Genomic DNA, 25,373 nt, shown 5'->3' with positions numbered 1-25,373 from the left:
ACCGCCGCGGGATCCATGCAAAACATGCATTGGAAAACACAGGTCACGAAGGAGGGATGGGCGGAGATGCTCCCGATATATCTGTCGATGCTTGATGGCGATGACGAAAAGAGCAAATTCGAATCGCTTTACCTTACATACAGAAAGCTCATGTTCCACGTCGCAAACGGCATATTGAACGACGAGGGCCTCGCGGAGGACGCCGTGCATCAGGCTTTTCTAAAAATACTTGAGAATTTCGATAAGGTGGGCGAAATTTCCTGTCACAAAACAAGGAGCTACGTTGTTATTATTGTTAGGAACGCCGCCATCAATATGTATAACCGCCGTAAAAGGCATCCCGCCGTTCCGATTGAAGAGGCCGCGTTCTGCGCCGCCGGAGAAAAATTGGAACGAACCGATGATTTGGATAGCCTCGCAAAGGCCGTGCTGAAGCTGCCGGCAATATATAAGGATGCGCTGAAGCTGAAATACGTCCAGGAATTTTCGAACGCGGAAATAGCGGGGATGCTTGACATTTCCGAGGCGGCGGTCAGAAAGCGGCTCGAGCGCGCAAGGCGCATGCTTGAGGAGATTCTGGGAAAGGAGGATTTTGACAATGACGATTAATTTCACAGACGACATGCTAAGGGAAGCCGTCATCAAGGCGGACATCTGCGAACTGGAAGCCCTGCCGGCGGATCATGAGATAGAGCATGAATTCTCAAAAAGGTTTGAGCGGAGGATGAGAAAGCTTGTACGCCGCAGCAAAACGGGAAGCCCGGCCGGCGGAGCCGTATTTCTCCGCAGGCGGGCGGTCGCCTTGGCTGCTGCGATCGTCATCCTGCTTGCTACCGCGATGAGCGTATCGGCCGTGCGCGCCGCGGTGTTCGAATTCATAACCGATGTGTACGAGAAATTCACCCATATATTCTTTGAGGAAAGCCCGCCGTCTCAGGAATCGGCCGACGAGTTCTTCATCCGCAGGCCATCCTTCATACCGGAAGGCTTCGTGCTTGTCAGCGAAAAAACGGCCGGCCCCGTCCTGCTGGTATACGAAAAGGGCTCCGACTATATATCCTACAGCCAGCAGCGCCTTGAGGACGTTTCAATGGATATTAATACAGAGGGCGCCGCGCTTGAGGAACTTGAGTTCAAGGGTCTTCCCGCAAAATACTACTCCAACCGGGGCGTTCAAAACCTGCTATGGTACGACGACGAATACCTATATATGGTATCCTCGACGCTGGACAGGGACACCGTGTTCAGGGTCGCCGGAAGCGTTGAAACCGCGGGCGCGGACACAAGCCCATAGGGAGTCAAAAATTTTTTTGAAAAATTCCTTTTTTCCTGTCACAAAAGCCTCTTCTGATTTGTTTTATTAGTGAGAACAAAAAAGAAAGAGGTGAGTCCAATGGGATAAACAGCAGTCGAACTATTCAGTCGTCATACATTATGTGTAATGGTAAAAAGTGCAATTAAAAAGGAGGTCTTTAAATCATGAAAAAAATCTTTGACGTGTTCATATTGATGTGCTTTGTATTTTGCATCGCCGCTGTCCCGGCATATGCAAATGCTTCTCAGGAATTGTCAAGCGACGATGCCACTGAAATCAAACAGACAGTCCAGGAGTTTTTTGAAGCCTATTTGGAAAACGCGTATTTGTACACAAATAACGATTTTACCCAGCAAACCGTCATTTCCAAAGAAACAGCCCAAAACGCAAAAAGTACGTTTGTAATCGACGGGGAAAACAAATCATTGGCCGATCTTTGCGACAATATAAGCTATATTCGCGATAAGGTCGCCTATTGGCAGTATATGAGGAAAGATGCCGGGATTGAGCGCACCGATTTCAAAACGGAATTCAGCTTTGATTCCGTGAACATCAATAACAATACTGCGAACGTTAAGCTTGCGGCATACATGTCGTTCCAGTATGCGGATTCCGATCTTCCCAGCTATATGGAGGCGATATATTCAGCAACTCTGGTCAAGCTGGATAACAGATGGCTTATAGCGGATGTTACCGAGGCCAATGACTGGTTTGACGCCACATATAAAAACGACGATTCGTTTGATGTTGACAGAATCATCAGGGATTATGAAGCGGAAAAAGCCTCGTCTTCCGAAGGAGGCCTGGATTATGAGGCCGCATCGGTTTCCCGTGTGGGAACATCCCTATCCTATAATCAGGCAAATGCGGCGGCCTATGCTTATACGTACACAACCTCAACAAGCGCCACGCCCACGGATTTTTACAACAATAATTTTCAATATTTCAGTAGTGACTGCATGAACTTTGCCTCGCAGTGCGTTTGGGCTGGTTTCGGCGGAAGTAATGATGTTACTTCCATCAATAATCATGGTGTCCCAATGGATGCAATCGGATCTTACAATTGGTTCAGTTCAAAGACACAGAATGATCATTCTGCTTCGTGGTCGTCTTGTTCCAGTTTTCGTACGTATGCAAGCAACTCGAATAGTGCGACATCAGAGACAGGGCTTCGGACAACAAAATACAGCCTTGGTTCCACAGACTCTTTTTCTGTCGTAACAAACTACTCAACAGTTCTATTGGGCGCTGTCCTGCATGTTCCTGGCTCGTCGGGTGATTATGGCCATGCTGTAATCGTTACAGACGTAACTGGCTCCAGCCGAAGCAATGTATATTACTGCGCGCACACCAATATGGCCAAAAACATAAAAATCAGCGATAGCTGGAACACAGGCAAGATCTATGTCTACATACCCACTTCTTTTTATTCGAGCACAACGTTGTCTTCACCGAGAATAAGCGTTGACATGTATAGGCCAGTTGCACAGAATACGACGCAAACCTTGACAGCAACGACTGATGTTAGCTGTTACAGAATTGCGACAACAGTGACTACGCCCGGCGGCTCATCTTCCACATCAAACACTTACAACGCTTCGTCAGCGACAAGAAGCTATACATTCAGCTCGACAGGGCTATACACGATCAAGGTTTCGGCATACCTGACGTCTTCTTCCTCTGCCGTCGATCACTACTATACCATAAGAGTGTACTAATCGCCGCTTTCAAACGGGGAAAATTGTATGCCCGATCATTGCATTTATTGAATTGATGGGACAAAGATCTCTATGCGGGTATTAGTCCCATCTTTGGTAAAAATTTTATGATGTAGGCGAGGGATTATATTATGAAAAAATATTTCACGGCAATCCTTTTTGTATCCATATGTTTTTTAGCCGCTTGTGGTCGGAACTCTCAAGCCGATTCCGAGATTGCCGTCAAAAACCTGTCGAAGGACACCGGCGTTGGGATAGGTGGATTTATCGACTACGCGGATGATGATGTGCTTGTTTTTCACGGCGAGTTCGGACTCTTTGTCTATGACCTGAAGGCGGAAAAAATCACCTTCTCGGCGGATCTTGAAAAAGCGATCGGCACGACGAACATTCAGGGTAGTGAAACGGGCGGGGCCGTAATAAGGGTCAGCGCCGATGGCTCGACAGTCCAGTTGTATAATTCGGACGATCCGGACGTTACATATTATATCGACACCACCGACGGCACATATTCTGTCGGTAAGTATAAGGAGTTGGAGGATTACTTTGAATATGGAGCGTTTAACGGTTATGAGTATATTCAATTTGACGATGGTACAAAGGGCGAGATGAGCTGCAACATCGAATCACCGGTTGGAACGGTTGGAAACCTGCGGTATCTGCGTGGGGATAGAGAATGGCGGTTGTTTGAAAACTGGAAATGGGCGGCAGAATAAAGGCGCAGAGAAATATTCTGCCGTTTCTGATTAGAAAATTGAGATGTAAGCAAAGGGTTGAAATCAAGGGTCTTCCCGCAAAATACTATTCCAACCGCGGCGTCCAGAACCTGCTATGGTACGACGATGAATACCTGTATATGATATCCTCACTCTGGACAGGGATACTGTGTTCAGGATCGCCGGAAGCGTCGAAGCTGGAAGCGGTTCATAATGTAGGTTTAGCTCAGCGCAAAGCCAATTTATTGTCAACTTGGGGGATGTCAAGATGAAAAACAAAATGCAAATAATTGCCATCATTATCGTGTTTTTAGCTGTTATTTCAGCCTCCTGCGCCAAAACAGCCGGTAAGGAGCTGACAGATGATGAGGTTGTCGAGCTGTACAATAAAGCAAAAGAAGCGTACGGCTGGTTTGACCTGACAACGATACCATATGACGCTGAAAAATACATAGAAATCGACGGCGAAAGATACTTCGAGGTCGCTCAGCCAGGCATCACTTCAAAAAGAACGCTTAGCGATTATCTTAATGAAGTTTTCTCAGACGACATAACGGAAGGATTAATGGAAACATCATCCTATCGTTATGTGGAGAGCAAAGGCAAACTGTATGTCTTGCCAATGGACAGGGGGACTGACATTTTTAAGGGTGCAGAATCCTATGAGGTGGTCAGGGTATCGGAGAAGCAGATAAAGTTTACGGTAACAGTGGAAATATACGAGGACCCTACGCAGAAAAACGTAACCGAATACAAGCAATATGACTTCTTCCTGGAGTTTTCAGACGGCCGATGGAGATTTAAAAATTTCGAGCTGGTAAGATAGTTGTATCCGGGGGAAATTTTGAGTTAAAATTCATTTTTCCCAGTCAGTTGCCAAAGCGTTGAAACCGCGGGCGTAGGCACAAGCCCGCAGGGTTCGAAAAATTTTTCTAAAAAATTTCGTTTTTCCTGTCACAAAAACCTCTTCTGATTTGTTTTATTAGTGAGAACAAAAATCATAGGGGATAATTCCGAATACTGAGTACAATAGTTGCCGCTCAAGAAATGAGAATGATATAAATTTAAGGAGATGAGGGATAATTTAATGAGAAGAAAATTGTTATATATTACATTTTTAATCTTTTGTATCATTGGAATAATTGGTTGCTCAAAAGAAGGCTCTGTAACTAAAACATCGCCTAATATTAGAGAGCAAGTAATAGGCACTCTCCAGGACGATGTACATCGAATACTTGGGGAACCGTCAGGAAAATTGTCCGGCTTTTCGGGAGAGATCTATACATTTGACAATGGCACGCAAATGATTTTCTATTATGATAATCAAATGAAGGTAGAAAAGGTCAAGATAAATGACAAGGATGGAACAAATACACTTAGTATTGAGTAGCAAATTACTGCCAACTCTGCATAGAAACACTGGAATAAAGATTGCGGAAAGCGTTGAAATTACAGGCACGGACTTAAGTCCATAAAGTTCAGAAAATTTTTCTAAAAAATTTTTTATTTCCTGTCACAAAAGCCTCTTTTGATTTGTTTTATATTTAATGAGAACAAAAATTATAGGGGATAATTCCGAATACTGAGTACAATAGTTGACTAATCTCATTAAGGCAGGAAAAAAGGAGCGTGGATATTTTGAAGAACAAAATATATCCGATATTAACGACCGTCTCGCTTATGTTGTATTCCATCCTAAATTATATTAAAGAAATTATTGAAAAAAGTATTATTGCAGGGTTATATACAGGTAAAATCGGTTTTGAATACGATACATTCCAACTAGATACATCTGTCGCTGACACTATATTAATTGGCATAGCTCTCGTATGTGCCGCTATCTCAATAAGCTCGTTTTTCCTCAACAGGAAAAATCGGAATTAAAACGGAAATGAATAGACACGAGCGGCGTCAACGGAACCGTCAGCGCTTACAACTGATGTTGCCAAGCAAATGCGGCGGTGCAGCCGCGGTATGTATGACAAGGGCGGCTGAAAACCGCCCTTGTCATACATAAGTAAATACTTGGATCGGCAGGGATAAAAAATGCGTTTAATCCGCTTAAACTTAAAAATACTATTTTCGTCGGTTATCCTTTATCTGTTTTATGCGTTTATCGCTTTGTTTTTTCTGTTCTTCCTTGTCATGATGAATCAAACGCGATTCATCAACTATGCCGTATTTCTCGATTCGCTGGCCTATCTAGAGATCGCCGTTTTTATTCTGGCCTTTTGCCTGGCGGTATATTTCGCGCATCAAGGGTATGCTCTGGAAGAATCGTGTTTCGTTTCAAAACCCGCATGTTCGCTGGGCAGGCTTTCGGCGGTGCTGATCGCGTCGGGTTGCGTCTGCGCCGTTCCGCTCATATATATTGCCGCCGCGTCGGTGTCGGAAGGAACGGAGCTGTATTTCAGCTGCCTGGCTATAGCATATTTTATTTTGCGGTGGCTCTCCCTGCTTTTGATATCCCAATCCCTGGGCTTTCTGGCGGGATCTCTGCTAAAAAAGACCTTCGTGTATTTGCTGGCCGCGCCGTTCGCGATCATATTCAGCCACCTGAACGGCAGCTTTCTTTCCATGTTCTTGAATGCGGACAGGATAATTGTCGTCTCCAACCTGCTGTCCCTTCAGAAGCCGCTGATTTTCGGGGTGGACATCGATTACGCCGGACCCCGCGTCGATCTGCTGTTCGCGGTGAAGTGCGCGCTCGTTCTGCCGTTTGCGCTGTTTATAGCCTCCGCCACGGTCGCGGCCGCGCAAAAAAAGTTCGCGCCGAAAACCGCGGCTGCAATGTGCTCATGCCTGGCGGCCATAGCGTTATTTTGCCATATTTACATATCCATATTTCCAAAGGGATATTCGTACGAAGATAAGCTGTACGTCACGGCGGACAGGAGCGGCGGCTACAGGGTCGCTTCCTATGAGGGGGATATCAGGCTTTCCGAATGCGGCGATTACGAATGCCTCGTGACCGTGGAAAAAGGGCGCGGCGACCTGACGTTCAGGCTGGACGGCGCGTTTGAAATACGGAAACTGTCCCTGGAAGGGCGCGACGTCCGATACAGCCGCTCGGGGGATTTTATCGTTATCCCGGAGAATGAGATTCCCGACCGGGACTCTTTCTCCGTTGAGCTTTTGTATGGCGGGAGGGTGCGGTACAGAAGCGACGCCGACAGCCTGAATATATACACATCCTGGTTTTCTTCGGCGCTTCCTCCGAATTTTGCCTTTATCCCGATTATCGACGGCGACCTGTCGGTAAAGGCTTACAATTTTCATGTGACGTGCGCGAATACCCTGATATCCAACCTGGCGGTGGAATCAGGAGGCGGGTATACGGTCAGCGGAAAGTCCAATACGTTCTGCCTGTTCTGCGGGTTCCTGACGCAGTTTGAAAAGGAAGGCGTCATATTCTACAGGGCTAAGTACAACAAATCGACCGACTATTGGGGCGAGTACCAAAGCGCCCTGACAAGAAGATATCTAAATCCGCATACATATGAGATTGCAAGCGGCGCGATAGTTAAGCCTCAAAAGGTGTTCATGATTTACTATCTGTACGGAATAGTCGGGAATCCCGTTGTTTTTAACGATTATATCATGCTCAATTACGGATACCCCGGTTAGGAGGGAGCAAAATGCTTAAGATTAGCAACGTGACCTATTCATACAAAAAGAAACATCCGGTTCTGCGGAATGTCAGTTTCGCTTTGCCCGACGGGATCGCTTTTCTGATTGGGGAAAACGGCAGCGGCAAATCCACCCTGCTCAAGGTGTTGACCTCGATTCTGCCGTCCGAAGGCTCCGTAAGCATCAACGGGATCGATTCCCGGTCGGACGAATACAAAAGCATGATAGCGTATCTGCCGCAGGAATTCGATATCTATCCCGACCTGAAGGTGGCGGATATCCTGCGCTTTGTCGCCCTGCTCAAAAACGTGGACAAAAGCAATGTGAGCCTTGAAGTCAGGAAAGCCGCCGGACAGGTCAATATCGAGGGCATCTTGGACAAAGCTTACAAGAAGTGCTCCGGCGGCATGAAGCGCAGGGTTGGCATCGCCACCGCGCTCATAGGCAATCCGCAGATGGTAGTTCTGGACGAGCCCACAGCCGGAATCGATCCAAAGGAAAGGATCTCGTTCTACAAGACGATCAGGGAATGCTTCGCGGGCAGGAACGTCCTGATTTCCACCCATATTCTTGACGACATCGAGATTCTGGCCGACAATGTTGTTATGCTCGCTCGCGGCGAGGTCACTTATTCCGGGAGCTACGCGGAATTCCGGGATTCGCTCAACGGCCGCCTGTTTCAAATAGCGGCGGAAGCCGGGGATCCGCCAATCGATCTGAGCGGCTGCCGCGTCCTGTCCGCCGAGAAACAGGGGGCGACGGTGTATTACAGGGTGGTCGGGGATGCCGATATGATGCCCGTCGATGCTATCCCCGTACAGCCTTCGACCGAAGATATCTGGCTGTACTATCAGGGAGGTGCGGATAATGTGGGACAGGCGGGTTGACGTCCTCAGCGTCTGGAAATATTATGCCACATTTCTGGTTTTCCTCGGCGCGACGCTGCTATTAAAAGACGCGGCGTTCTCGTCGGTTTTGTGGAGGGACGGACAGCCAGCCGTGAGCAATAAGGCGTATTTTTATCTGCAATACCTTACCTGCATCTTTGTCGTTATGATAACGGCAAGGATGTTCGGGGAAAGCTTCAGGCCTCCGGCATGCGAATACCTGAAATCCTTCCCCCTCTCAACCCGGCAGGTTATCTTTTATCGGTATGTCCGGCTGCTTATGTGCCTGTTTGTTCCCCACGCCGCCGCCGTCGCAGTCATGTTCGGCAAGGTCAACGCCTCCATCTCGGAATATCTGGCCGCTTTCCCGGAATACGCCCCGTTTCCGGCCGTAAACATCCTTATCCCTTTGACGCACTGCGCCGTCGCGCTGAATTTCTACATAGCAATGACCCTGTTTCTTATGCTTCTGTTCAGGGATGCAGTCATACCCATTGTGTTGATTATGGCCTGGTGCGCGTTGGAAGCCGGGCCTCTCAACATCATTTTCCAGCGGTACGATATGTTCGCCGGGGCTTTTGGCCCGCAGGATTTTTACAGCTATCTTCCCCCAAACATCCTGTGGATGCTGATCGCGCAGCCCATATTGCTGTGCCTTGTATTTGTTTTTTACGGAAAGCGAAGCTTCCTTGGCGCTCCTGTGCAAAGCTTCCGCCGCGTGTTCAGGAAACATTCAGGGTTGGAATTTGCTCATTTTGATAATGAAAGGCGGAATGATTATGAAAATTAAACTTGCACTTCTTGCTGCCGCAGTTCTCGTTTTAGCTTCCTGTTCAGCCAGCCAGAATCCATCAAGCGAAAACTCTTCCGTTGTTGACGCAGATATGAACGGTTCTTCGGTCGCTTATGAAGTGGATTACAATACTATGTCGGCGGACTGGCCTATCTACAAGGATGTCACGGAATTGACAGAGGCGGCCAATGTAATCCTGTTGGGAAAGGTAACAGATATATCTTTTCAAGTATTGGATGATCGGACAGCCCGGCCTCCTTCAGAGGAAACAGAGGAGTGGAATCGCAGCCTTAATACCATATATGACGTTGATGTTATAACATCGTATAAAGGCGATTCTCTTGAAAACATCAAAGTAAGGATGTTGGGCGGACAAAAAGGTGTGCGTGTGGAAGAACAACTCGCGGCACTTGGAGAGGACGCCGAAAATGGAATTCCCATAATGGAAGGTATGCCTGAAATCAAAATTGGCGAAACGTATTTGTTTGTATTGTATCAATACAAGGATACTATGCCGACATTGGTAAACGTGGGACAAGGTGTTTATGAGCTCCATGACCCTCTTGCAAAAGACCAATATTCCTTTGTTTCACCTAAAGACATTATATCTTATTTCGGCAAAGACAAATGGGATGAGTTTCAAGAAAAAGGCATGGTTTCCGAATGAAAGTAAATTGAATACCTCTTCAGCATGCATAGCTTATTCAAGGGCGGGGCGGCATTTTAGTGACAGTTCCCGCGGTTGGCGGATCGCCAGTCATAGCAATCGCCGAAAGCGTTGAAACGGCGGGCGTGGACACAAGCCCATAGGGAGTCAAAAAATTTTTTGAAAAATTCCTTTTTTCCTGTCACAAAAGCCTCTTCTGATTTGTTTTATTAGTGAGAACAAATTAAGAGGAGGTTTTTTCATGTCAAAGAAAAGGTTTTTATCCGCAGCATTGGGCGTGTTGCTTCTTCTGACCGTGTCAGCGCCTGGAGCGCTGGCTCTGGGGGAAACAAGCGCAGCGCCGGAGTCGGAAATGTCCGTCAAGTATACCTACATCAACCAGGCAAGCACCTCTCTGAGCATTTCGGCAGGCGGAACGGCCACCGTATACGGGTTCGTACAGAAAACGCCCGCCGGTAAAAGCATTTATCTCTCGTCAACCTTGCAGCGAAACTCCAACGGCACATGGTCGAACGTAAAAAGCTGGTCTGCATCCTCGACGTCCTCGTCGGCCTCCATCCTCGAAACATATCAGGTGTCAAGTGGCACTTACAGGGTTGAGACGTATTACTATGTATCCGGCGACGGCGGATACGAGTCCAGCACAGTCTATAGCAAGACTGTAACTTATTAACATTTGTAAAGGAAGTGATTCCATTGGGCTAACAAGTTTAGGTAAGGCTGTAGATTGCTATAATGATACGCTGGTGAATCCCGATAACTATAATATTATTCAACAAACACCAAGGCCAGGTTATGAAGCTGCCCACAAATACACCCACAAGACCACGGGACTATTTATTATTGTTGCCGATAGCAGTCAAGATATCCTGTCTTTTGGGGGTAGAACACCGTAAATGTCATAGATAGGTAAAGAAACAGCAGCGGGACATATTATTTATAGTCATGTCCCGTTGCTGAAAGGTAGCCTCCAAATTGATATCTAATGACAATGTGTATAATGTGTTAAAAATAACATCAAAAAAGGATGCGAGATATTATGAAATATAAATGTTTATGCTGCGGTAATTATACTCTGCCCGTTGAACCAGAAGCTGCGGTAGCATTTATTTGCCCTGTTTGCTACTGGGAAAATGACGTATTCATTTCAAGCGAAAATGAGCCAAGTGACGAAAACCGTAGCTTAACGCTGTTACAGGCAAGAGAAAATTACAAAAAATATGGTGCATGTCGAATTGAATTAGTTCAGTATGCAAGGAAACCAACTGAGGAGGAAGTGACCGGGTCAAGTAAAATGTCAGCTGATTAAATCCCTTATACAATCAACAGCGATCTTGAAAAGAGTGCTATTATTTATAAATTTTTAATACTCTACAAACGGGTATCAGATAATTTGAATACACAGATCTTCTTTCATGTCTTGATGCCACTATACAAACTAATTGCTTGCTATTGTTACAATTTTCCATATAATTACTATTGAAATAAATTTAATTAGGAGGGAAATAAATGCCTACACTACTTATTACGGGATTAATATTAATGGTATTATGCATTTGTTTTGTTGTGTTCTACATAAAAAAGACAGGGAAAGACGTCGAACTTGAAAAAAAGGGCCTTGGCCTTAATATAGTAATCTTTACCTTGAGCTTAATCTCTTTAATCATTTCTTTGAAGCTATTTTGGAATCTGGGTGAGTATGCAGATGAATATGGCTCATCCCCTGTCCTTGTGTCTGGCGGGGAGTTTTGGCTTTGCATGGATTGGATCAGGCAGGGGTTACTTTTCATTCTCTGTGTAATTTCCGGATTAAAATTATTTAAGCGGTAAAATTAAGTATATACAGGGTAAGCGAAGGATTAATGTAATATCTGAACAAATGCAATTTTTCGAAGCGTAGCGAAACATACCAGCTATGATGGATAAAGAACTGGGCGGCAACAGTTGACATAATATTTAATCTCGCAAAACAAGCACAGCAGTAATAAACACAGTCATTGTAATTTTCACTAATTATAACAGTAAATATATGCAGTAGTACTTTAGGACAAGGAAGTACTGCTGCTTTTTATTTTGTATTGATACCGTATTAATTGCCAGGAAAAGCCTGAGGCATTGTAATAAGTGTGTTAATTGTCACAAAATAGCCCTTCATATTGTTTTTATTGATAGAGAGAAATATCTGGTTGTTAGCCTATGGAAAAGCCTCAAGGTTTTTTTCTTCTGAATATTTTAATAAAACGCGACAATGCCAGTTAAATCGATGGGCGGTAATCACGTTGCACTACATAAAGGCGGGAGTGTTCTTGATAAAAAACAAAATAAACAACCAAAAGAAAAATTCGGCATGACAACACCTGCCGAACTTAAATAGAAGCTGAGCGTATGGCGGGTGCTGCCGTGTAGGTTGGAGCTGACGAGGTTGATATTGTATGGTCTGGACTTCATACAATATCAAGCGGTTCTCTGCCAATATACATAAGGCAAAAGCTATACGCCGGAAAAGCTTCCATCCCCGTATAAAAAGACAATACAGCGCAAAAAGCGACGACGACCCTTAGGCAGGGCGCTGCTTGATAGAATAGTTTTTGCGGCCGAGTTTACGAATTTCAGTAAACTCGGCCGCTTTTGGTGTGCCCGGCATGGGTAATAGCTCGGCAGTGAAAGTCTGCTATGGGGCTGGCAGCGGCGACCATTAGCCAAACAGCAAGGGTGTCTATCGTGAGATAGAATCTGAAGGAAGCTGTAAGCAAAGCCACGGCCTGAGGAACACGAACCGCATATAAGGCTATACAGTTCGGATGAGTTTGCCAAACAAAACGAAATCCAACACTGCCAAGGGGCTGTGTAGTAAATGCGGCAGGTATACGGGGCGAAGGCTATTGCTCTTACCCGGGGAGGTCTGGCGGAAACGTTAGGGAAACTAACAACCCGGGCCGAGAGACCCGGCTGAACCGTCAGAAGTCAGCAGAGGCCATAATAGTCGGCATAGACGTCATGCCGACGAAGGGCCGAACACGAAGCGAGGGATAAAACTTGGCAAGTTCGAGAAACATACAACGACAGCAGAAAACCCCGCAAGGGGCCTACCCTGGGAAAGAAGCGGTGAAGCCGCAAGGGTCCCAGGGAGGGCCGAGTATGTATCCGGCACAACCCGAGAAGATATCCCCGAAGGACCATGATATCCACCTGATGGAGAAGGTAGTATCAAGAGAGAATATGACAAAAGCACTGCGACGGGTAGAAGAAAACAAAGGAGCGCCAGGCGTAGACAGTATGCCGGTAGAATCCCTCCGGACATACCTACGAGAAAACTGGCCTCACATAAAAGAACAACTTCTTACGGGGACCTACAAGCCTCAACCAGTGCGCAGGGTCGAAATCCCGAAACCCAGTGGAGGAGTGAGACTGTTAGGAATCCCCACCGTCACAGACCGCCTAATCCAGCAGGCTCTGTTGCAAGTACTAACACCCATCTTTGACCCGGAATTCTCAGAATCAAGCTACGGATTCAGGCCCAACCGAAGAGCCCACGACGCAGTAAGGAAAGCACGCCAATACGTAAACCAAGGATATAACTGGGTAGTGGACATGGACCTTGAGAAATTCTTCGACAGAGTAAACCATGACATACTCATGGCCAGAGTAGCTCGCAAGATAAAAGACAAACGCATATTAAAGCTCATACGCAGCTATCTTGCGGCAGGAGTAATGATAAACGGAGTAATCATGATTACCGATGAAGGAACACCTCAAGGCGGGCCCCTAAGTCCACTTCTTGCAAACATAATCCTTGACGACCTAGACAAAGAACTAGAGAAAAGAGGACACAAATTCGTAAGATACGCAGACGATTGCAACATCTACGTCAAAAGCAAAAGAGCCGGGCAACGGGTAATGGAAAGCATAACAGCTTTCCTGAAGAATAAACTAAAACTCAGAGTAAACGAACAAAAGAGCGCAGTGGACAGACCATGGAAGAGGAAATTCCTTGGCTTCAGCATGTATATCGCCAAAGATGGAACAACCAAAATAAGAATCGCACCACAGAGCATAGACAAAGTCAAGAATAAAATCCGAGAAATAACCTCAAGAAGCAACGGACACGGAATAACACAGAGAATAGAAAGACTAAACACATACCTTGGCGGATGGCTGGGGTACTTCGCGCTATCAGAAACACCCAGCAAACTTGAAGAACTCGACGGATGGATAAGAAGAAGACTACGCATGTGCCTGTGGAAACAATGGAAGAAGGTTAAGACAAGATACCGGGAACTGAGGAATCTGAAACTTCCGGAATGGGCGGTCCATAAACTTGCCAACGCCCGAAAGGGATACTGGCGTATGTCGGGGGTATTAAACACAGCCCTCAACAACGCCTATTGGCAGGGTCAAGGACTCATGAGCTTAGCAAAGAGATATCATGAAATTCGCAAAGCTTGGTGAACCGCCGTATACTGAACGGTACGTACGGTGGTGTGAGAGGTCGGGGGCTAATCGCCCCCTCCTACTCGATTCTTTGTGCCTTTTTGCCTGGGTGCCGCAGTCCTCCATCCCTTCCTTTCCCTTGAACTTTCGGGAAAGGAGGTGGAAACGGATGGACAAGGAGTATTTCATTGAACTAAACGGCAGGCAAATTCCGGTCAGCAAGGAAGTATATTATGCCTTCAAGCGCCCTGCTTGGAGAGAGCACAAGCGCAGGCAGGTTCGCGCGGAAAAGGAGCTCTCGCTTGAAGCGTTTGCGGACGCCGGGTTTGAGATTCCTTCCGGTCAGGCGCTTGTTGACGAGATCGTCGAGGACAAGCTGTTATTGGACATGCTGTCCAAGGCGCTTTCGGAACTGACCGACGAGGAGCGGTTTCTGATTGATGAATTATTTTATCAGGAGAAGCCGGAACGCATGGTTGCCAAAGAAACAGGGGTTTCGCAAAACACAGTAAATTACCATAAAAATAGGATATTGGAAAAACTCAGAAGGCTTTTGGAGAAAAAATTTTAGCTTTTTCTCTATCACCCGCCCCTTCACTTTCCTTTGGATTGTGAGGGGGTTTTTCTTTTCCTTGAAACGGAGGTGAAGGACATGAGAAAAAGTGTGAATGCCGCTTTGATACAAAGCGAGGAAACGACGGAAGAACTGGTCGGCATCCTGACCGCCATCAGCATAGTGTCAAAGCGGCTGGCAAAGAAGCTGGCGACGCTTGAAAAGCCGCCTGACGAAGGGAGGGACAAAACGGATGGAACAGCCGAAACCGCTGCTGCCAATGCCGATTAAAGCCGCGCCGTATAGGCATCAGATTGAAGCGTTCAATTTTGTTTGCACGAAATTCGGCCTTGTTCATGGAGGTGAGGCAGTTGAAAACAAAGTGCCGCAGATGCGGGAAAGTGATCAGCCGAAAGCCAAGTGAAGCAAAGAAAAGAAATAATCTGTTCTGCTCAAAGGAATGCCACAGGCTTTTTATGCAAAACGGCAGAGAGATTGCCTGCGATTGGTGCGGAAAAGCTGTATACAAGCCGCAGTCTAAAATCAATGCGCATAATTTTTGCAGCGCGGCTTGCCGCAATCAGTGGCTCGGCAAATATAACGCCGAGGTTATCAACGTTGCAGGCCATTCAAAAGGCCATAAAGCGCGTCATCTCACCGAGCTTAACGCGCGGCGCAACCCTCTGTGCAGGATAGCGGAAAATCCGAAAACCGTCAAATCAAGCGCATACCGCAGCATTATTGAAAAACACATTGGGCGGAGGCTGAACGGCAGCGAAATTGTGCACCACATCAACGGGAACCGGTCGGACAACAGGATCGAGAATTTAAAAATAATGCCTCCCTCAGAGCATACGCGGCTTCATATGCAAGCGGCAATCAAGAAGTATCGGGAGCTTTTTGAAGGGGGTGGTGGTTAATGTCAAAAGAAAACGCTTTGTCAAGGGGCGTCGCTCTTTTGATGGAATAGACATGGGCACCGGAAAGAGTTTGACAAGCATCGCGGTCGCCGGCGCTCTGTATCAGGCGGGTAAAATCCGCAGGGTTCTGGTGGTGGCCCCGCTCTCCATCCTCGGCGTATGGGAAGAGGAATTCACCAAGTTCGCGGATTTCGATTACAGCCTTGCGGTTCTTGAAGGCAGCGCCGCAAAGAAGATCGATACCCTGCGGCACATGCGCGGCTCTCCCCTGCAAGTCGCGGTGATCAATTATGAATCGGCATGGCGTCTGGAAAAGGAACTTGCCGCATGGAACCCCGACATGATTATTGCCGACGAAGGCCACAAGATTAAAACCCATAACATTGCGGCTTCCAAGGCCATGCACCGGCTGGGCGCGCGGGCAAAGTACAGGCTGCTGCTCACAGGGACGGTCATTACCAACAAAGCCATCGACGTATTCAGCCAGTATAAATTCCTCAACCCGGCAATATTTGGCCAGAGCTTCTATGTATTCCGCAATAGGTACTTTGACATGGTCGGCTACGGTCAGCACACGCCAGTGCTGAAAAAATCAATGGAACAGGATTTGATGAAAAGGATTCACAGCATTGCATTCCGGGCGACCAAAGCGGAGTGCCTGGATTTGCCGGAAACCACCGATATTATTCGCCATATTGAGCTTGAGCCTGTCACTTTAAAGAAATATAAAGAGCTTGTCAAACAAAGCTATACTGAGCTGTCAGCAGGAGAAGTAACAGCTACAAACATACTGATACGCTTGCTTCGTCTTTCGCAATTAACCGGCGGCTTCATCGGAAGCGATGACGGTGGGAAAATCGAGCAAGTCAGCGATGCCAAGTTGAAAGCTCTTGAAGATATCCTTGAAAGCAGTATTCAAGAAGGACATAAGCTGGTTGTTATAGCAAGGTTTATCCCTGAAATTCATGCCATATGCAGGTTGCTGGAGAAGAAGAACATCGGTTATGCGTGTATTTATGGTGCAACTAAGGATCGCCAAGGGCAAGTAAACCGGTTTCAATGTGATCCCGACTGCATGGTGTTCGTAGGCCAGATTGCAACTGCTGGCCTCGGTATTACACTAACCGCTGCAAGCACAATGGTATTTTACTCACTTGATTATTCCATGTCGAATTTCGAACAGACAAAAGCCCGTATCCATAGAGTTGGACAAAAGAACGGTTGCACATATATCTACCTTATCGCCAAGGGTACTGTAGACTCAAAAATCCTGACTGCTCTGCGCAATAAGGCAGATCTTGCAAAAATGCTGATAGACGACTACCGCAAAGGAGCAAATCCTTTTGCCCCAGAGGGAGGTGAAAGCTGTGAGCAATAATGCGATGTTTGAACTTGCTGATCGTCTTAAGGAGCTTCGCGATGCAAAAAAGGCCGCGGAAGAGGAAATGAAAAGCATAAATGCGGAGATTGACGATGTCGAATACCGTCTGTCTGAGCTGATGATCAGCAGTGAGACGCAAAACTTCACAAGAGCAGGAACAATGTTCTGCCTTTCAACGACAACAAGAGCCAGTGCTGCCGCAGGCATGAAGGAGGAACTGTTTGACGCACTACGCAGTAAAGGCTTTGGAGAACTCATCTATGAAACAGTAAATGCAAATTCCCTGTCAGCATTTGTTAAAGAACAGATTGCGGAGAATGGGGACGAGCTTCCGGACTGGCTGAAAGGCCTTGTGAATGTCTTCGAAAAGACAACAGTAACTGTGCGGAAAGCAGCAAGGTAAATAGCTTCAGAAAGCAATGCTCCAATATCAATGTTCAAGGAATAACTGTTCGAAGAACAATGCTTCAAAGAACAATGATATAGATTACATTCCAAATTCATAATTACGGAGGTATAAAAGCATGAAAAACAATGAGCTCGTAACTATTAACGAAAATACAGGTTTTCTTCAGCTCGCTGATTTCAATCTTGACGAGGCAATGGCATCAGAACTTGATGGTCTTGATTTGACTTTTGAACGCATAAAAATCCCGTCCGCAGGCAGCACAGTATTTGAAGTACCTGGGGAGAATCCCGGAGAGCCGGATACTGTGAAAGAATTCTCAGCGGTAATCCTTTATCATCATCCACTTTATGCATATTACAAGGACAAGTATACCGGAGGCAGTAACCCGCCGGATTGTGGAAGCTTTGATGGTGTAACCGGTGAAGGCGACCCCGGAGGAAGCTGTGCCAAATGTCCATATAATCAATTCGGTTCAGGGGAAAACGGCAGTAAAGCCTGTAAGAACCGTCGTAGGATATATGTCCTGCGTGAAGGGGAGATTTTCCCGTTGATACTCTCTTTGCCCACAGGATCGTTGAAAGAGTTTTCTCGTTACATCAAAAGACTGCTCTCTAAAGGCAAAAAATCAAACAGCGTAGTTACTCGCTTTTCTTTGAAAAAGGCGACCAACTCAAGCGGTATCACCTATTCCCAGGCTCAGTTTGCCGTAGATCGGGATCTGACCGCTGACGAATATGCGTTGATATCCAAGCTTTCCGAACAGGTCAAAGCATTCAGTACCCGCGTTGGCCATGACACTGAACCTGCCGGTGAAGAGGTAATAAATGTAGACCCTGAATCAGGTGAAATTACTGAGCCGCTTAAGTGATCAAAGGCCCTATCGGAGGAACTTTCTATCTCCGATAGGGCGGAAAGGAGAACCGCATGGGATACAAATGTGTTTATACGCTGTCTGAAATACAAGAGTATCTGAAAAACACTGGTTTATTTGCTTTCGATTTTGAAACCTCGCCGCGCGATAAATGGAGGAACGATAAAAGTGCAGCTCTGGATGCTCATAAAGCAGATATTACAGGGATCAGTTTTTCAGTATCAGAAGGGACTGCTATATATGTTCCACTTAAACATCGTAGCGGGCGAAATGCAGAGAACCAGGCGGCAATATGGGATTATCTGAAATTACTATTCGAATCAAAAGATGTAATAAAAGTTGCTCATAATCTGGCTTTTGAGTCTATGTTTCTTTACGCAAGAGGCATTGTCCTTCAAAAGCCTTGTTATGACACTATTGCAGCGTCACAGCTTACCTTGAAGAGCAAGTGGGAGTTCAGAAGTCTTGCTGACAGCGGACTTAAGACGCTTGCACCCGCACTATGTAAAGCGGAAATGACAGAATTCTCAACGGTTACTGACGGTCGCCTTTTCGATGAATTGAATCCCCAAGATGAGCAGACCATCCGCTATGCTTGTGCTGACAGTGATTATACTCTTCGCTTGTATCATGTTTTCAATCAGTGGTTTGATAGATTTTTACCCAAACACAGAACTATTGTGGAAGAGGTAGAATCGCCTACATCAGTATATGTCGGGATAATGAAGTATAACGGCATATTGGTGGATAAGTCAGCCATGCTGAAGAAACAAGCGGAAGCCGCAGAAAAGATTGTCAGTATCAGAAAAGAGATTGCCGGAATTATCGGCAATGTAGAGATTGGGGCAAATGCTTCAACTTCAGCATTTAAAAAATATCTTTTTGTGGATCTCGGTCTTCCGGTAATGAAAACGACCGCAAAACATCAGGAAGCTGCCGATGATGAAACCATGATCCTATTAAAAGAATGGTGTGAATCCAACAGGCCTGAACTTGCTCGCTTATTTGATCTGGTGCAAGAGTACCGCAAATGGGGCAAACTCAAATCCACCTATATAGACGGTTATCTTCGATTTATTGATGAGGATACCGGCAGGATTCATCCGGACCTTATGCCACTGGGGACAGAGACAGGTAGATTTGCGTCAAGAAACCCGAATATGCAGAATTGCCCGCAGAAAGATAATGACCCAATAGGCGTACGGAAATTTATCATTTCGCCAGCCGGAAAGGTTCTTTTATCCCTTGACTTGTCGCAGATAGAACTGCGCGTCGGAGCATTTTATTGCAGGGACAAACGTATGCTGGAAACCTATCGTACTGGCGGTGATATCCATGCTCAGACCACTTCTGTTATTTACCGCATTCCTTTTGAGAAGGCAGCAGACAAAAATGCTCCACATTATAAAGAGCGCAGAACCATTGCAAAGAACTGCAATTTCGGTGTGTTCTATGGCCTGTTTCCTACTGGCTTACAGAGAACACTTAAATTTAAAGCTGGGCTGAACCCAACTTTGTCCGAATGTGAGACCATCATTCAAAACTTGAAATCCGGATACCCCGGTCTTGCCAAATGGCAGGATAAGGTTAAAAAGCGGGCTGCTGTAAGCTGCTATACAGAAACATGGCTGGGCAGGCGAAGATACCTGCTGGGAATTCGGTCATCAGATTGGGGCAAGAAGTCCTTTGCCGAGCGGTGCGCATTAAATACACCTATTCAAGGTACAGCGGCAGATATTCTAAAGCTTGCCTGTGGGCGCATCATCAGTGGACTTCCCGAAAGGCTCTGGCTGAAACCTATACTGCAGATACATGACGAGCTGGTTTTTGAATTACCGGAAGACAAGGTGGACGAAGCAGTTGCTTTTATAAAAGAGTGTATGGAAACACAACCCTTCCCTGAATTTGATGTACCTATTGTGGCAGAGGCTTCGGTAGGAAGAAATTTTGGAGAAATGAAAGAAATGGAGGATTGATGTTATGAATAACTTACAGGTTTTTAAGAATACAGAATTTGGAGAACTTAAAGTACTCGTTATTGATGGAAAGGAATACTTTCCTGCAACAGATTGTGCGAGGATGCTTGGATATAGTAATCCTCGTGATGCGATACAACGCCATTGCAAACCAGACGGGGTCGTGAAACACGACGGGGTCACCTTAACTACAAATCAATATGGTGTCTCGTCTGAACAGCATGTTGAACGGACTTATATTACAGAAGGAAATCTATATCGTCTCATTATACGTAGTAAACTTCCTGCAGCTGAACGCTTTGAGAAATGGGTCTTTGATGAAGTGCTGCCCACGATCAGAAAATATGGAGTTTATGCTACAGATAAAGTTATCGAAGAGATGATTTCTAATCCGGAGTATGGTATCAGGATTTTCTCTGAACTAAAGGCAGAACGCGACAGGCGGAAATCTTTAGAAATAGAAAATGCAAAGAATAAACAGATTATCAGTGAGTTGAAGCCCAAAGCGAGCTATTATGATCTTATATTGCAAAATAAAAGCCTTGTGCCGATCAGCAAGATTGCCAAGGATTACGGAATGTCTGGCCGCGCTTTCAATAAGCTGCTTCATGAGCTTGGAGTACAGTACAAAATGGGAAACTGCTGGCTTTTATATCAGGAGTACGCCGATCAAGGATACACGCAGTCCAAGACCCACGCTATTGATGCAGAAAGAAGCGTAATGCACACATATTGGACACAAAAAGGAAGGCTATTTATCTATGACCTTCTTAAAAACAAGAAAGGTATATTGCCTGTAATCGAACGTGAACAAAAAAGCGCATAGGCAGGGGGTAATACCATGAGTATCAGCAAGTTTAACGCGGAAGGATATTACGACTCCACACCTTATGAAGCACTGCTTAGGATTGAGCGAGAGGCCAGGAAAGCGCCTTACAGACCGATGGTATTTATCTGCAGCCCATATGCTGGTGATATAGAACGTAATATCCGTAAGGCTCAGGGGTACTGCCGCTTTGCAGTGAGCAGGAATTGCATACCTATTGCTCCGCACCTCTTGTTTCCGCAGTTTATGGATGACGATGATGAACAAATGAGAAATCTGGGATTGTTCTTTGGCATGGTACTGATGTCAAAGTGCTCAGAAGTGTGGGTATTTGGCAGAAAAATCACTAACGGGATGTCCATTGAGATTGAAAAGGCAAAGCAGCGCAGCATTCCGATTCGGTATTTTAATGAACGATGCGAGGAGGTGCAGTGTAAGTGAGCATCTCATTCCCTAAAGAATTAGCAAACCGGAAGCAATGGATCTGCTGGCGTCTGGAACCAAACACAAAGGACGGAAGAGACAGTAAAATCCCTTACAATCCCTTAACCGGTAGAAAAGCCTCAAGCACTAACCCAAACGACTGGTCGACCCTTGACGATGCGATTGCGGCAAAAGAACAATATCTCTATACCGGATTAGGTTTTGTATTCGCAAAAAGCGGAGGTTTAGTAGGGATAGACATAGATCACTGCCGCGACAAAAACACTGGGGAATTAAGCGATACCGCCAAGGATATCCTTGAGCGGTTTCCGTCCTATACGGAAATCAGCCCTTCAGGAACTGGGCTTCATATTTTCTATAAAGGGGAGATGCCTGCCAAGGGCAATAAAAACACTAAAACCGGCGTTGAAATGTATGCCCACAGCAGATACTTCACAATGACTGGCGAGCGACTGCCAGGGACTCCTGATTACATTACTGAAGATAACGGGGCACTGGCCTGGATACATGAGAATTATATCAAAAGTAAAAAACGGAGAGGAAAAAGCAAGAAAGACAGTAAGGCGGTTAAGCTAGAGCCGCTTACAGATGAAGAAATTCTGGAGAAAGCCCGGACAGCCGAAAACCATAAGGAATTTAATCTGCTATGGGAAGGAAAATGGCAGGAAGCAGGGTATCCGAGCCAGTCCGAAGCCGACCTTGCTCTTTGCTGTATGCTGGCTTTCTGGTCAGGCAAAAACAAAGAGCAGATGGACAGGCTGTTTAGAAATTCCGGGTTATTCCGGGAAAAGTGGGATACGGTACATCATGCAAGTGGAGCAACATATGGGCAGGAGACACTGGATAAGGCCATTGAAGTTACAGAGAACGTATACAGCCGCGAAAGCGACTCGGTTATCTTTGAACATGAGGGCAGGTATTACCGCACCAGAGGCGAAAGTGTGTATCCTATAACAAACTTTATCATTCAACCGGTGGAGATGATTGTATCAGAAGATGAAACGCAGATGACTGCTGATCTTATTACAATTCGTGATGAAATATACCGCCAGACATTTATGACTACCGACTTCAATAACATCCAAAAATTTAAAAATATCTTGAACCGCCGGACGATATCCTTAGGCTATTTTGGCTCAGAAGGAGATTTGGAACTGCTGAAAGGTTATATATCTGAAATGGAGTGGGTAAGGAAAACAGGGGTCAAGGCTCTTGGGATTTATGAGCATGGCGGGCGGATGGTATATGTTTCAACGGATGGTGCCATTGAAGCAGGAGGCAACATTGTTGAAGATATCGTGCAGCTTGATAAGTATAAAAGCATAACAACCGATATCCTAACCTTTGAGCCATTGACAAAGGAACAGCTTATTATGCTTGGTGAATGGCTCCTCAGCTATAACGAACCCATAAAAACGGTGTCAGTGATGGCCTGGGTAGCCGGATGCTTTATTAAGCCGCATCTTAAAAAATCAGGCATTAAGTTTCCGCACTTATTGCTTGTCGGAGAACAGGGCAGCGGAAAGAGTAATACATTGGAGCGGATTATTCTGCCGGTATTTTCATGCAGCAAAATTAGAGCGGCTACACAGGTTACCGCATTTACATTGATGAAAGAATCTGCATGATCAAATCTGATACCACAGCTGATGGATGAGTTCAAACCTTCAAAGATAGACAAGCTAAGGCTAAATGCCTTATACAACCATCTTCGTGATGCATATGACGGGCATGAAGGTGTCCGCGGCCGGGCGGATCAAAGCGCTGTTACTTATGAACTGTTGGCTCCCATCATTGTAGCTGGTGAGGAATCGCCGGACGAAGCGGCTATTAGGGAACGAAGTATAGAATTGCTTTTCAGTAAGAAGGACTTAAAACCGGCCAGCCATAAGCAAGCATTTTATAAGTTGTGTGCAAAAGCTGATCTGCTTGGCAGCTTCGGCCGGAGCCTGTTGGATATAGCACTCAGAGTATCGGCCGCAGAGGCAGAGAATTGGTATGAGGAGGCAAAGTCAGAGATATCTGATGAGTTTCCATCCCGTATCGTCAATAACCTTGCCTGTTGCTATGCCGGATTGAGCCTAGTAAACAAACTGTGTGAATTCCTTAATGTAACGTGGGCTGAAGTATTTCCCATTAACAAAGGGGCATGTATTCGATATCTTCGGAACGGTGTGCAGGAGTACTTGCTGGATGGCGGCAGCAATAACAAGACTATTGTAGAACAGACACTGGAAATCATGGCCCGGATGAAACTTGCTCCAAATCAGGATTACACTTTTGATAAAGGCGGCAAGGTTATCGGGATACGTTTCTGCGATGTATATGACCGCTATACCAAGTACAGACGCGATTATGCAATCACAGGGGAATGTCTTCCGTATAACCAATTTCTGAAGCAGTTGAGGCAAAGTGACTTTTTTCTGGAGAGCAATAAAACGATGCGTTTCGGGAATGAAACAAAGAAAGCGTGGGCTCTTGATTTTTCGATATTGAAAGAGCGATGCGATGTGAGCGGCTTTGAAATCACAGATATTGAGCCTCTTTAGTATTGAAAAAGGTAACAAGGTAACAAAAAGGTAACACCCGAAACGCTGATGAATAGCCACTTGTTACCGATGTTACCTTTGTTACCTCAACTTTATATATACGCGCGAGAGAAACATTGCTTTTCTGAAATAAAAAATAAAAAAAATAAAAAATATTTGTGTATACACCTACCCAAGAAAGAGGTAACAAGGTAACAAAATCCGCAAATGCGCTTGGGAAGCTGATTTATGAGATGCCTTTTTTGGATGTTACGAGGTTATAAGAGGGAAAAAGGTAACATTTTTGGAGGATGAGCGGTTATGTCTGAAAAAAGTATTGTGACTAAAGTACTGCGGTACTTAAAGACAGTACCAGGGTGTTTCTGTTAGAAGGAACATGGTGGTATGTACGGGACAGCGGGAATACCAGACATTATTGCCTGTGTAAATGGGCGGTTTATAGCTTTTGAAGTAAAAACCCCATCGGGAAAGACAACAAAACTGCAGGAAGCAACCATCAAAAAAATCCTCAATGCCGGAGGGGTGGCAGCGATTGTCCATTCGGTAGATGAGGTGAAGGCTATTCTGGAAAAGCATGGCCTTCTATAAAGAACGAAGACATAACGAACAAGGAAACAAGCACTGCAAAGCAACGCAAATAAGCACACTGCTTCAAAGATCAAGGTTTTTTATCTTGATTTTTTGGAGGTGCGATATGCTGATTGCATGGCAGTATTTAGATAAAAAAGCAGCTGCTGTTGAAGCTTTGAAAGATTACAGCAGCATGCAGTACATTATTGAACACAGTGATGAGGATATATATGAAGTTGAAACCCGTATGACAAGCCCTCACAGTGCAAAGATTACCGGAGTTCCGGGCAAACACAATCCCAAAAGCGGCGAAGAACGCCTTGCTGTTTGTCTTGACGAGATTGATGTGTTGAAAGAACGTTATAGACGGGCATTAGAATATATGGAGTGGTTCAAGCCTGCTTGGGAAGCCCTGTCGGAGGAAGAACAGTTTATACTGACAGAATTTTTTGTTAATGATGTGAGCAAGACAGAAGCTGTAGCAAACATCGGAGAGAAGCTGTTTCTTGAAAGAGCACAGGTGTACCGCAGGAAGGACAAGGCACTTAATCATCTGGCACTGCTTTTATACGGGAAGTAGTTTAAGACAACATTAGCAACATGTTAAATAGGAAACCCACTTAGATAGAACGAACTACCTAAGTGGGTATTTTTAATGGCCTACTGTATTGCGCTTAAAATAAGCTCGTAGGATCTGTTATCTTTAGTATACTTATT

At 45.6% G+C, this 25,373-nt stretch carries 28 protein-coding genes and 1 pseudogene; all 29 read left to right on the top strand.

All coding sequences use genetic code 11. From position 1 onward, the window contains the following. The first annotated feature begins 66 nt into the window (after nucleotides 1-66). The 29 genes and pseudogenes from AC6I1H_RS04420 to AC6I1H_RS04280 all read left to right on the top strand — a co-directional run bounded on the left by AC6I1H_RS04420 (nucleotide 67) and on the right by AC6I1H_RS04280 (nucleotide 25,236). Nucleotides 67-609, top strand: coding sequence for an RNA polymerase sigma factor (locus tag AC6I1H_RS04420; protein ID WP_497739767.1), 543 nt, complete (start codon nucleotides 67-69; stop codon nucleotides 607-609). Next, nucleotides 599-1,294: a DUF4367 domain-containing protein gene (locus tag AC6I1H_RS04415; protein WP_497739766.1), complete on the top strand. Its 696-nt coding sequence runs from the start codon at nucleotides 599-601 to the stop codon at nucleotides 1,292-1,294. The genes AC6I1H_RS04420 and AC6I1H_RS04415 overlap by 11 nt, the downstream gene beginning before the upstream one ends. Nucleotides 1,295-1,479: 185 nt before the next feature. Then, entirely contained in the window at nucleotides 1,480-3,033 is a 1,554-nt protein-coding gene (locus tag AC6I1H_RS04410; protein WP_497739765.1) for an amidase domain-containing protein, read from the top strand. Between the two features lie 131 nt (nucleotides 3,034-3,164). Further along, nucleotides 3,165-3,749, top strand: coding sequence for a hypothetical protein (locus tag AC6I1H_RS04405; RefSeq protein ID WP_497739764.1), 585 nt, complete (start codon nucleotides 3,165-3,167; stop codon nucleotides 3,747-3,749). Beyond that, complete coding sequence (locus tag AC6I1H_RS04400) at nucleotides 3,734-4,021, top strand: DUF4367 domain-containing protein (RefSeq protein WP_497739763.1); 288 nt, start codon at nucleotides 3,734-3,736, stop codon at nucleotides 4,019-4,021. Before AC6I1H_RS04405 ends, AC6I1H_RS04400 begins: the two co-directional genes overlap by 16 nt. After that, the gene (locus AC6I1H_RS04395; protein ID WP_497739762.1) at nucleotides 4,018-4,575 is read left to right on the top strand and encodes a DL-endopeptidase inhibitor IseA family protein; all 558 of its coding nucleotides are present in this window, start codon (nucleotides 4,018-4,020) and stop codon (nucleotides 4,573-4,575) included. Before AC6I1H_RS04400 ends, AC6I1H_RS04395 begins: the two co-directional genes overlap by 4 nt. Nucleotides 4,576-4,836: 261 nt before the next feature. Further along, nucleotides 4,837-5,139, top strand: a complete 303-nt coding sequence (locus AC6I1H_RS04390) for a hypothetical protein (protein WP_163193675.1) — start codon at nucleotides 4,837-4,839, stop codon at nucleotides 5,137-5,139. 656 nt (nucleotides 5,140-5,795) lie between these two features. Continuing rightward, complete coding sequence (locus AC6I1H_RS04385; protein ID WP_497739761.1) at nucleotides 5,796-7,376, top strand: hypothetical protein; 1,581 nt, start codon at nucleotides 5,796-5,798, stop codon at nucleotides 7,374-7,376. A gap of 11 nt (nucleotides 7,377-7,387) precedes the next feature. Continuing rightward, entirely contained in the window at nucleotides 7,388-8,266 is an 879-nt protein-coding gene (locus AC6I1H_RS04380) for an ATP-binding cassette domain-containing protein (RefSeq protein ID WP_497739760.1), read from the top strand. Then, entirely contained in the window at nucleotides 8,247-9,056 is an 810-nt protein-coding gene (locus tag AC6I1H_RS04375) for a hypothetical protein (protein ID WP_497739759.1), read from the top strand. The genes AC6I1H_RS04380 and AC6I1H_RS04375 overlap by 20 nt, the downstream gene beginning before the upstream one ends. Continuing rightward, nucleotides 9,046-9,726, top strand: a complete 681-nt coding sequence (locus AC6I1H_RS04370; protein ID WP_497739758.1) for a hypothetical protein — start codon at nucleotides 9,046-9,048, stop codon at nucleotides 9,724-9,726. Before AC6I1H_RS04375 ends, AC6I1H_RS04370 begins: the two co-directional genes overlap by 11 nt. A gap of 241 nt (nucleotides 9,727-9,967) precedes the next feature. Next, nucleotides 9,968-10,399: a hypothetical protein gene (locus tag AC6I1H_RS04365; RefSeq protein WP_497739757.1), complete on the top strand. Its 432-nt coding sequence runs from the start codon at nucleotides 9,968-9,970 to the stop codon at nucleotides 10,397-10,399. 366 nt (nucleotides 10,400-10,765) lie between these two features. Beyond that, the gene (locus AC6I1H_RS04360) at nucleotides 10,766-11,035 is read left to right on the top strand and encodes a CPCC family cysteine-rich protein (protein ID WP_497739756.1); all 270 of its coding nucleotides are present in this window, start codon (nucleotides 10,766-10,768) and stop codon (nucleotides 11,033-11,035) included. Between the two features lie 200 nt (nucleotides 11,036-11,235). Further along, nucleotides 11,236-11,556, top strand: coding sequence for a hypothetical protein (locus tag AC6I1H_RS04355; protein ID WP_497739755.1), 321 nt, complete (start codon nucleotides 11,236-11,238; stop codon nucleotides 11,554-11,556). 1,362 nt (nucleotides 11,557-12,918) lie between these two features. Beyond that, nucleotides 12,919-14,175, top strand: a complete 1,257-nt coding sequence (gene ltrA, locus AC6I1H_RS04350) for a group II intron reverse transcriptase/maturase (RefSeq protein ID WP_497740708.1) — start codon at nucleotides 12,919-12,921, stop codon at nucleotides 14,173-14,175. A 151-nt stretch (nucleotides 14,176-14,326) separates the two neighbouring features. Next, nucleotides 14,327-14,728: an RNA polymerase sigma factor gene (locus AC6I1H_RS04345; protein ID WP_497739754.1), complete on the top strand. Its 402-nt coding sequence runs from the start codon at nucleotides 14,327-14,329 to the stop codon at nucleotides 14,726-14,728. 81 nt (nucleotides 14,729-14,809) lie between these two features. After that, nucleotides 14,810-15,001 (top strand): hypothetical protein, encoded by a 192-nt coding sequence (locus AC6I1H_RS04340; protein WP_497739753.1) that lies wholly within the window; start codon nucleotides 14,810-14,812, stop codon nucleotides 14,999-15,001. Further along, complete coding sequence (locus tag AC6I1H_RS04335; protein ID WP_497740900.1) at nucleotides 14,964-15,134, top strand: hypothetical protein; 171 nt, start codon at nucleotides 14,964-14,966, stop codon at nucleotides 15,132-15,134. Before AC6I1H_RS04340 ends, AC6I1H_RS04335 begins: the two co-directional genes overlap by 38 nt. Next, nucleotides 15,082-15,630: an HNH endonuclease gene (locus tag AC6I1H_RS04330; protein WP_497739752.1), complete on the top strand. Its 549-nt coding sequence runs from the start codon at nucleotides 15,082-15,084 to the stop codon at nucleotides 15,628-15,630. The genes AC6I1H_RS04335 and AC6I1H_RS04330 overlap by 53 nt, the downstream gene beginning before the upstream one ends. A 52-nt stretch (nucleotides 15,631-15,682) precedes the next feature. After that, nucleotides 15,683-17,008, top strand: coding sequence for a DEAD/DEAH box helicase (locus AC6I1H_RS04325; RefSeq protein ID WP_497740707.1), 1,326 nt, complete (start codon nucleotides 15,683-15,685; stop codon nucleotides 17,006-17,008). Nucleotides 17,009-17,012: 4 nt separating this feature from the next. Then, nucleotides 17,013-17,414, top strand: coding sequence for a gp33 family protein (locus tag AC6I1H_RS04320; protein WP_173571575.1), 402 nt, complete (start codon nucleotides 17,013-17,015; stop codon nucleotides 17,412-17,414). Between the two features lie 121 nt (nucleotides 17,415-17,535). After that, nucleotides 17,536-18,288 carry a hypothetical protein gene (locus AC6I1H_RS04315; RefSeq protein WP_497739751.1) on the top strand — a complete coding sequence of 251 codons (753 nt, stop codon included), beginning with the start codon at nucleotides 17,536-17,538 and terminating at the stop codon, nucleotides 18,286-18,288. Between the two features lie 56 nt (nucleotides 18,289-18,344). Further along, nucleotides 18,345-20,267, top strand: coding sequence for a bifunctional 3'-5' exonuclease/DNA polymerase (locus AC6I1H_RS04310; RefSeq protein WP_497739750.1), 1,923 nt, complete (start codon nucleotides 18,345-18,347; stop codon nucleotides 20,265-20,267). 4 nt (nucleotides 20,268-20,271) lie between these two features. Further along, complete coding sequence (locus tag AC6I1H_RS04305; protein WP_497739749.1) at nucleotides 20,272-21,093, top strand: phage antirepressor; 822 nt, start codon at nucleotides 20,272-20,274, stop codon at nucleotides 21,091-21,093. A gap of 15 nt (nucleotides 21,094-21,108) precedes the next feature. After that, a complete protein-coding gene (locus tag AC6I1H_RS04300; RefSeq protein ID WP_497739748.1) occupies nucleotides 21,109-21,534 on the top strand; it encodes a DUF7768 domain-containing protein in 426 nt (141 codons plus the stop codon). Beyond that, entirely contained in the window at nucleotides 21,531-23,165 is a 1,635-nt protein-coding gene (locus tag AC6I1H_RS04295) for a phage NrS-1 polymerase family protein (RefSeq protein WP_497739747.1), read from the top strand. The genes AC6I1H_RS04300 and AC6I1H_RS04295 overlap by 4 nt, the downstream gene beginning before the upstream one ends. 21 nt (nucleotides 23,166-23,186) lie before the next feature. Then, a complete protein-coding gene (locus tag AC6I1H_RS04290; protein WP_497739746.1) occupies nucleotides 23,187-24,086 on the top strand; it encodes a hypothetical protein in 900 nt (299 codons plus the stop codon). Between the two features lie 300 nt (nucleotides 24,087-24,386). After that, nucleotides 24,387-24,674, top strand: a pseudogene (locus AC6I1H_RS04285) (VRR-NUC domain-containing protein). A gap of 106 nt (nucleotides 24,675-24,780) precedes the next feature. Next, on the top strand, nucleotides 24,781-25,236 hold the full coding sequence (locus tag AC6I1H_RS04280; RefSeq protein ID WP_497739745.1) for a hypothetical protein: 456 nt from the start codon (nucleotides 24,781-24,783) through the stop codon (nucleotides 25,234-25,236). Nucleotides 25,237-25,373 lie beyond the last annotated feature (137 nt).

This window comes from Biomaibacter sp. TOL, from assembly GCF_059717795.1.
This window is presented reverse-complemented; position numbering and strand designations above follow the sequence as displayed.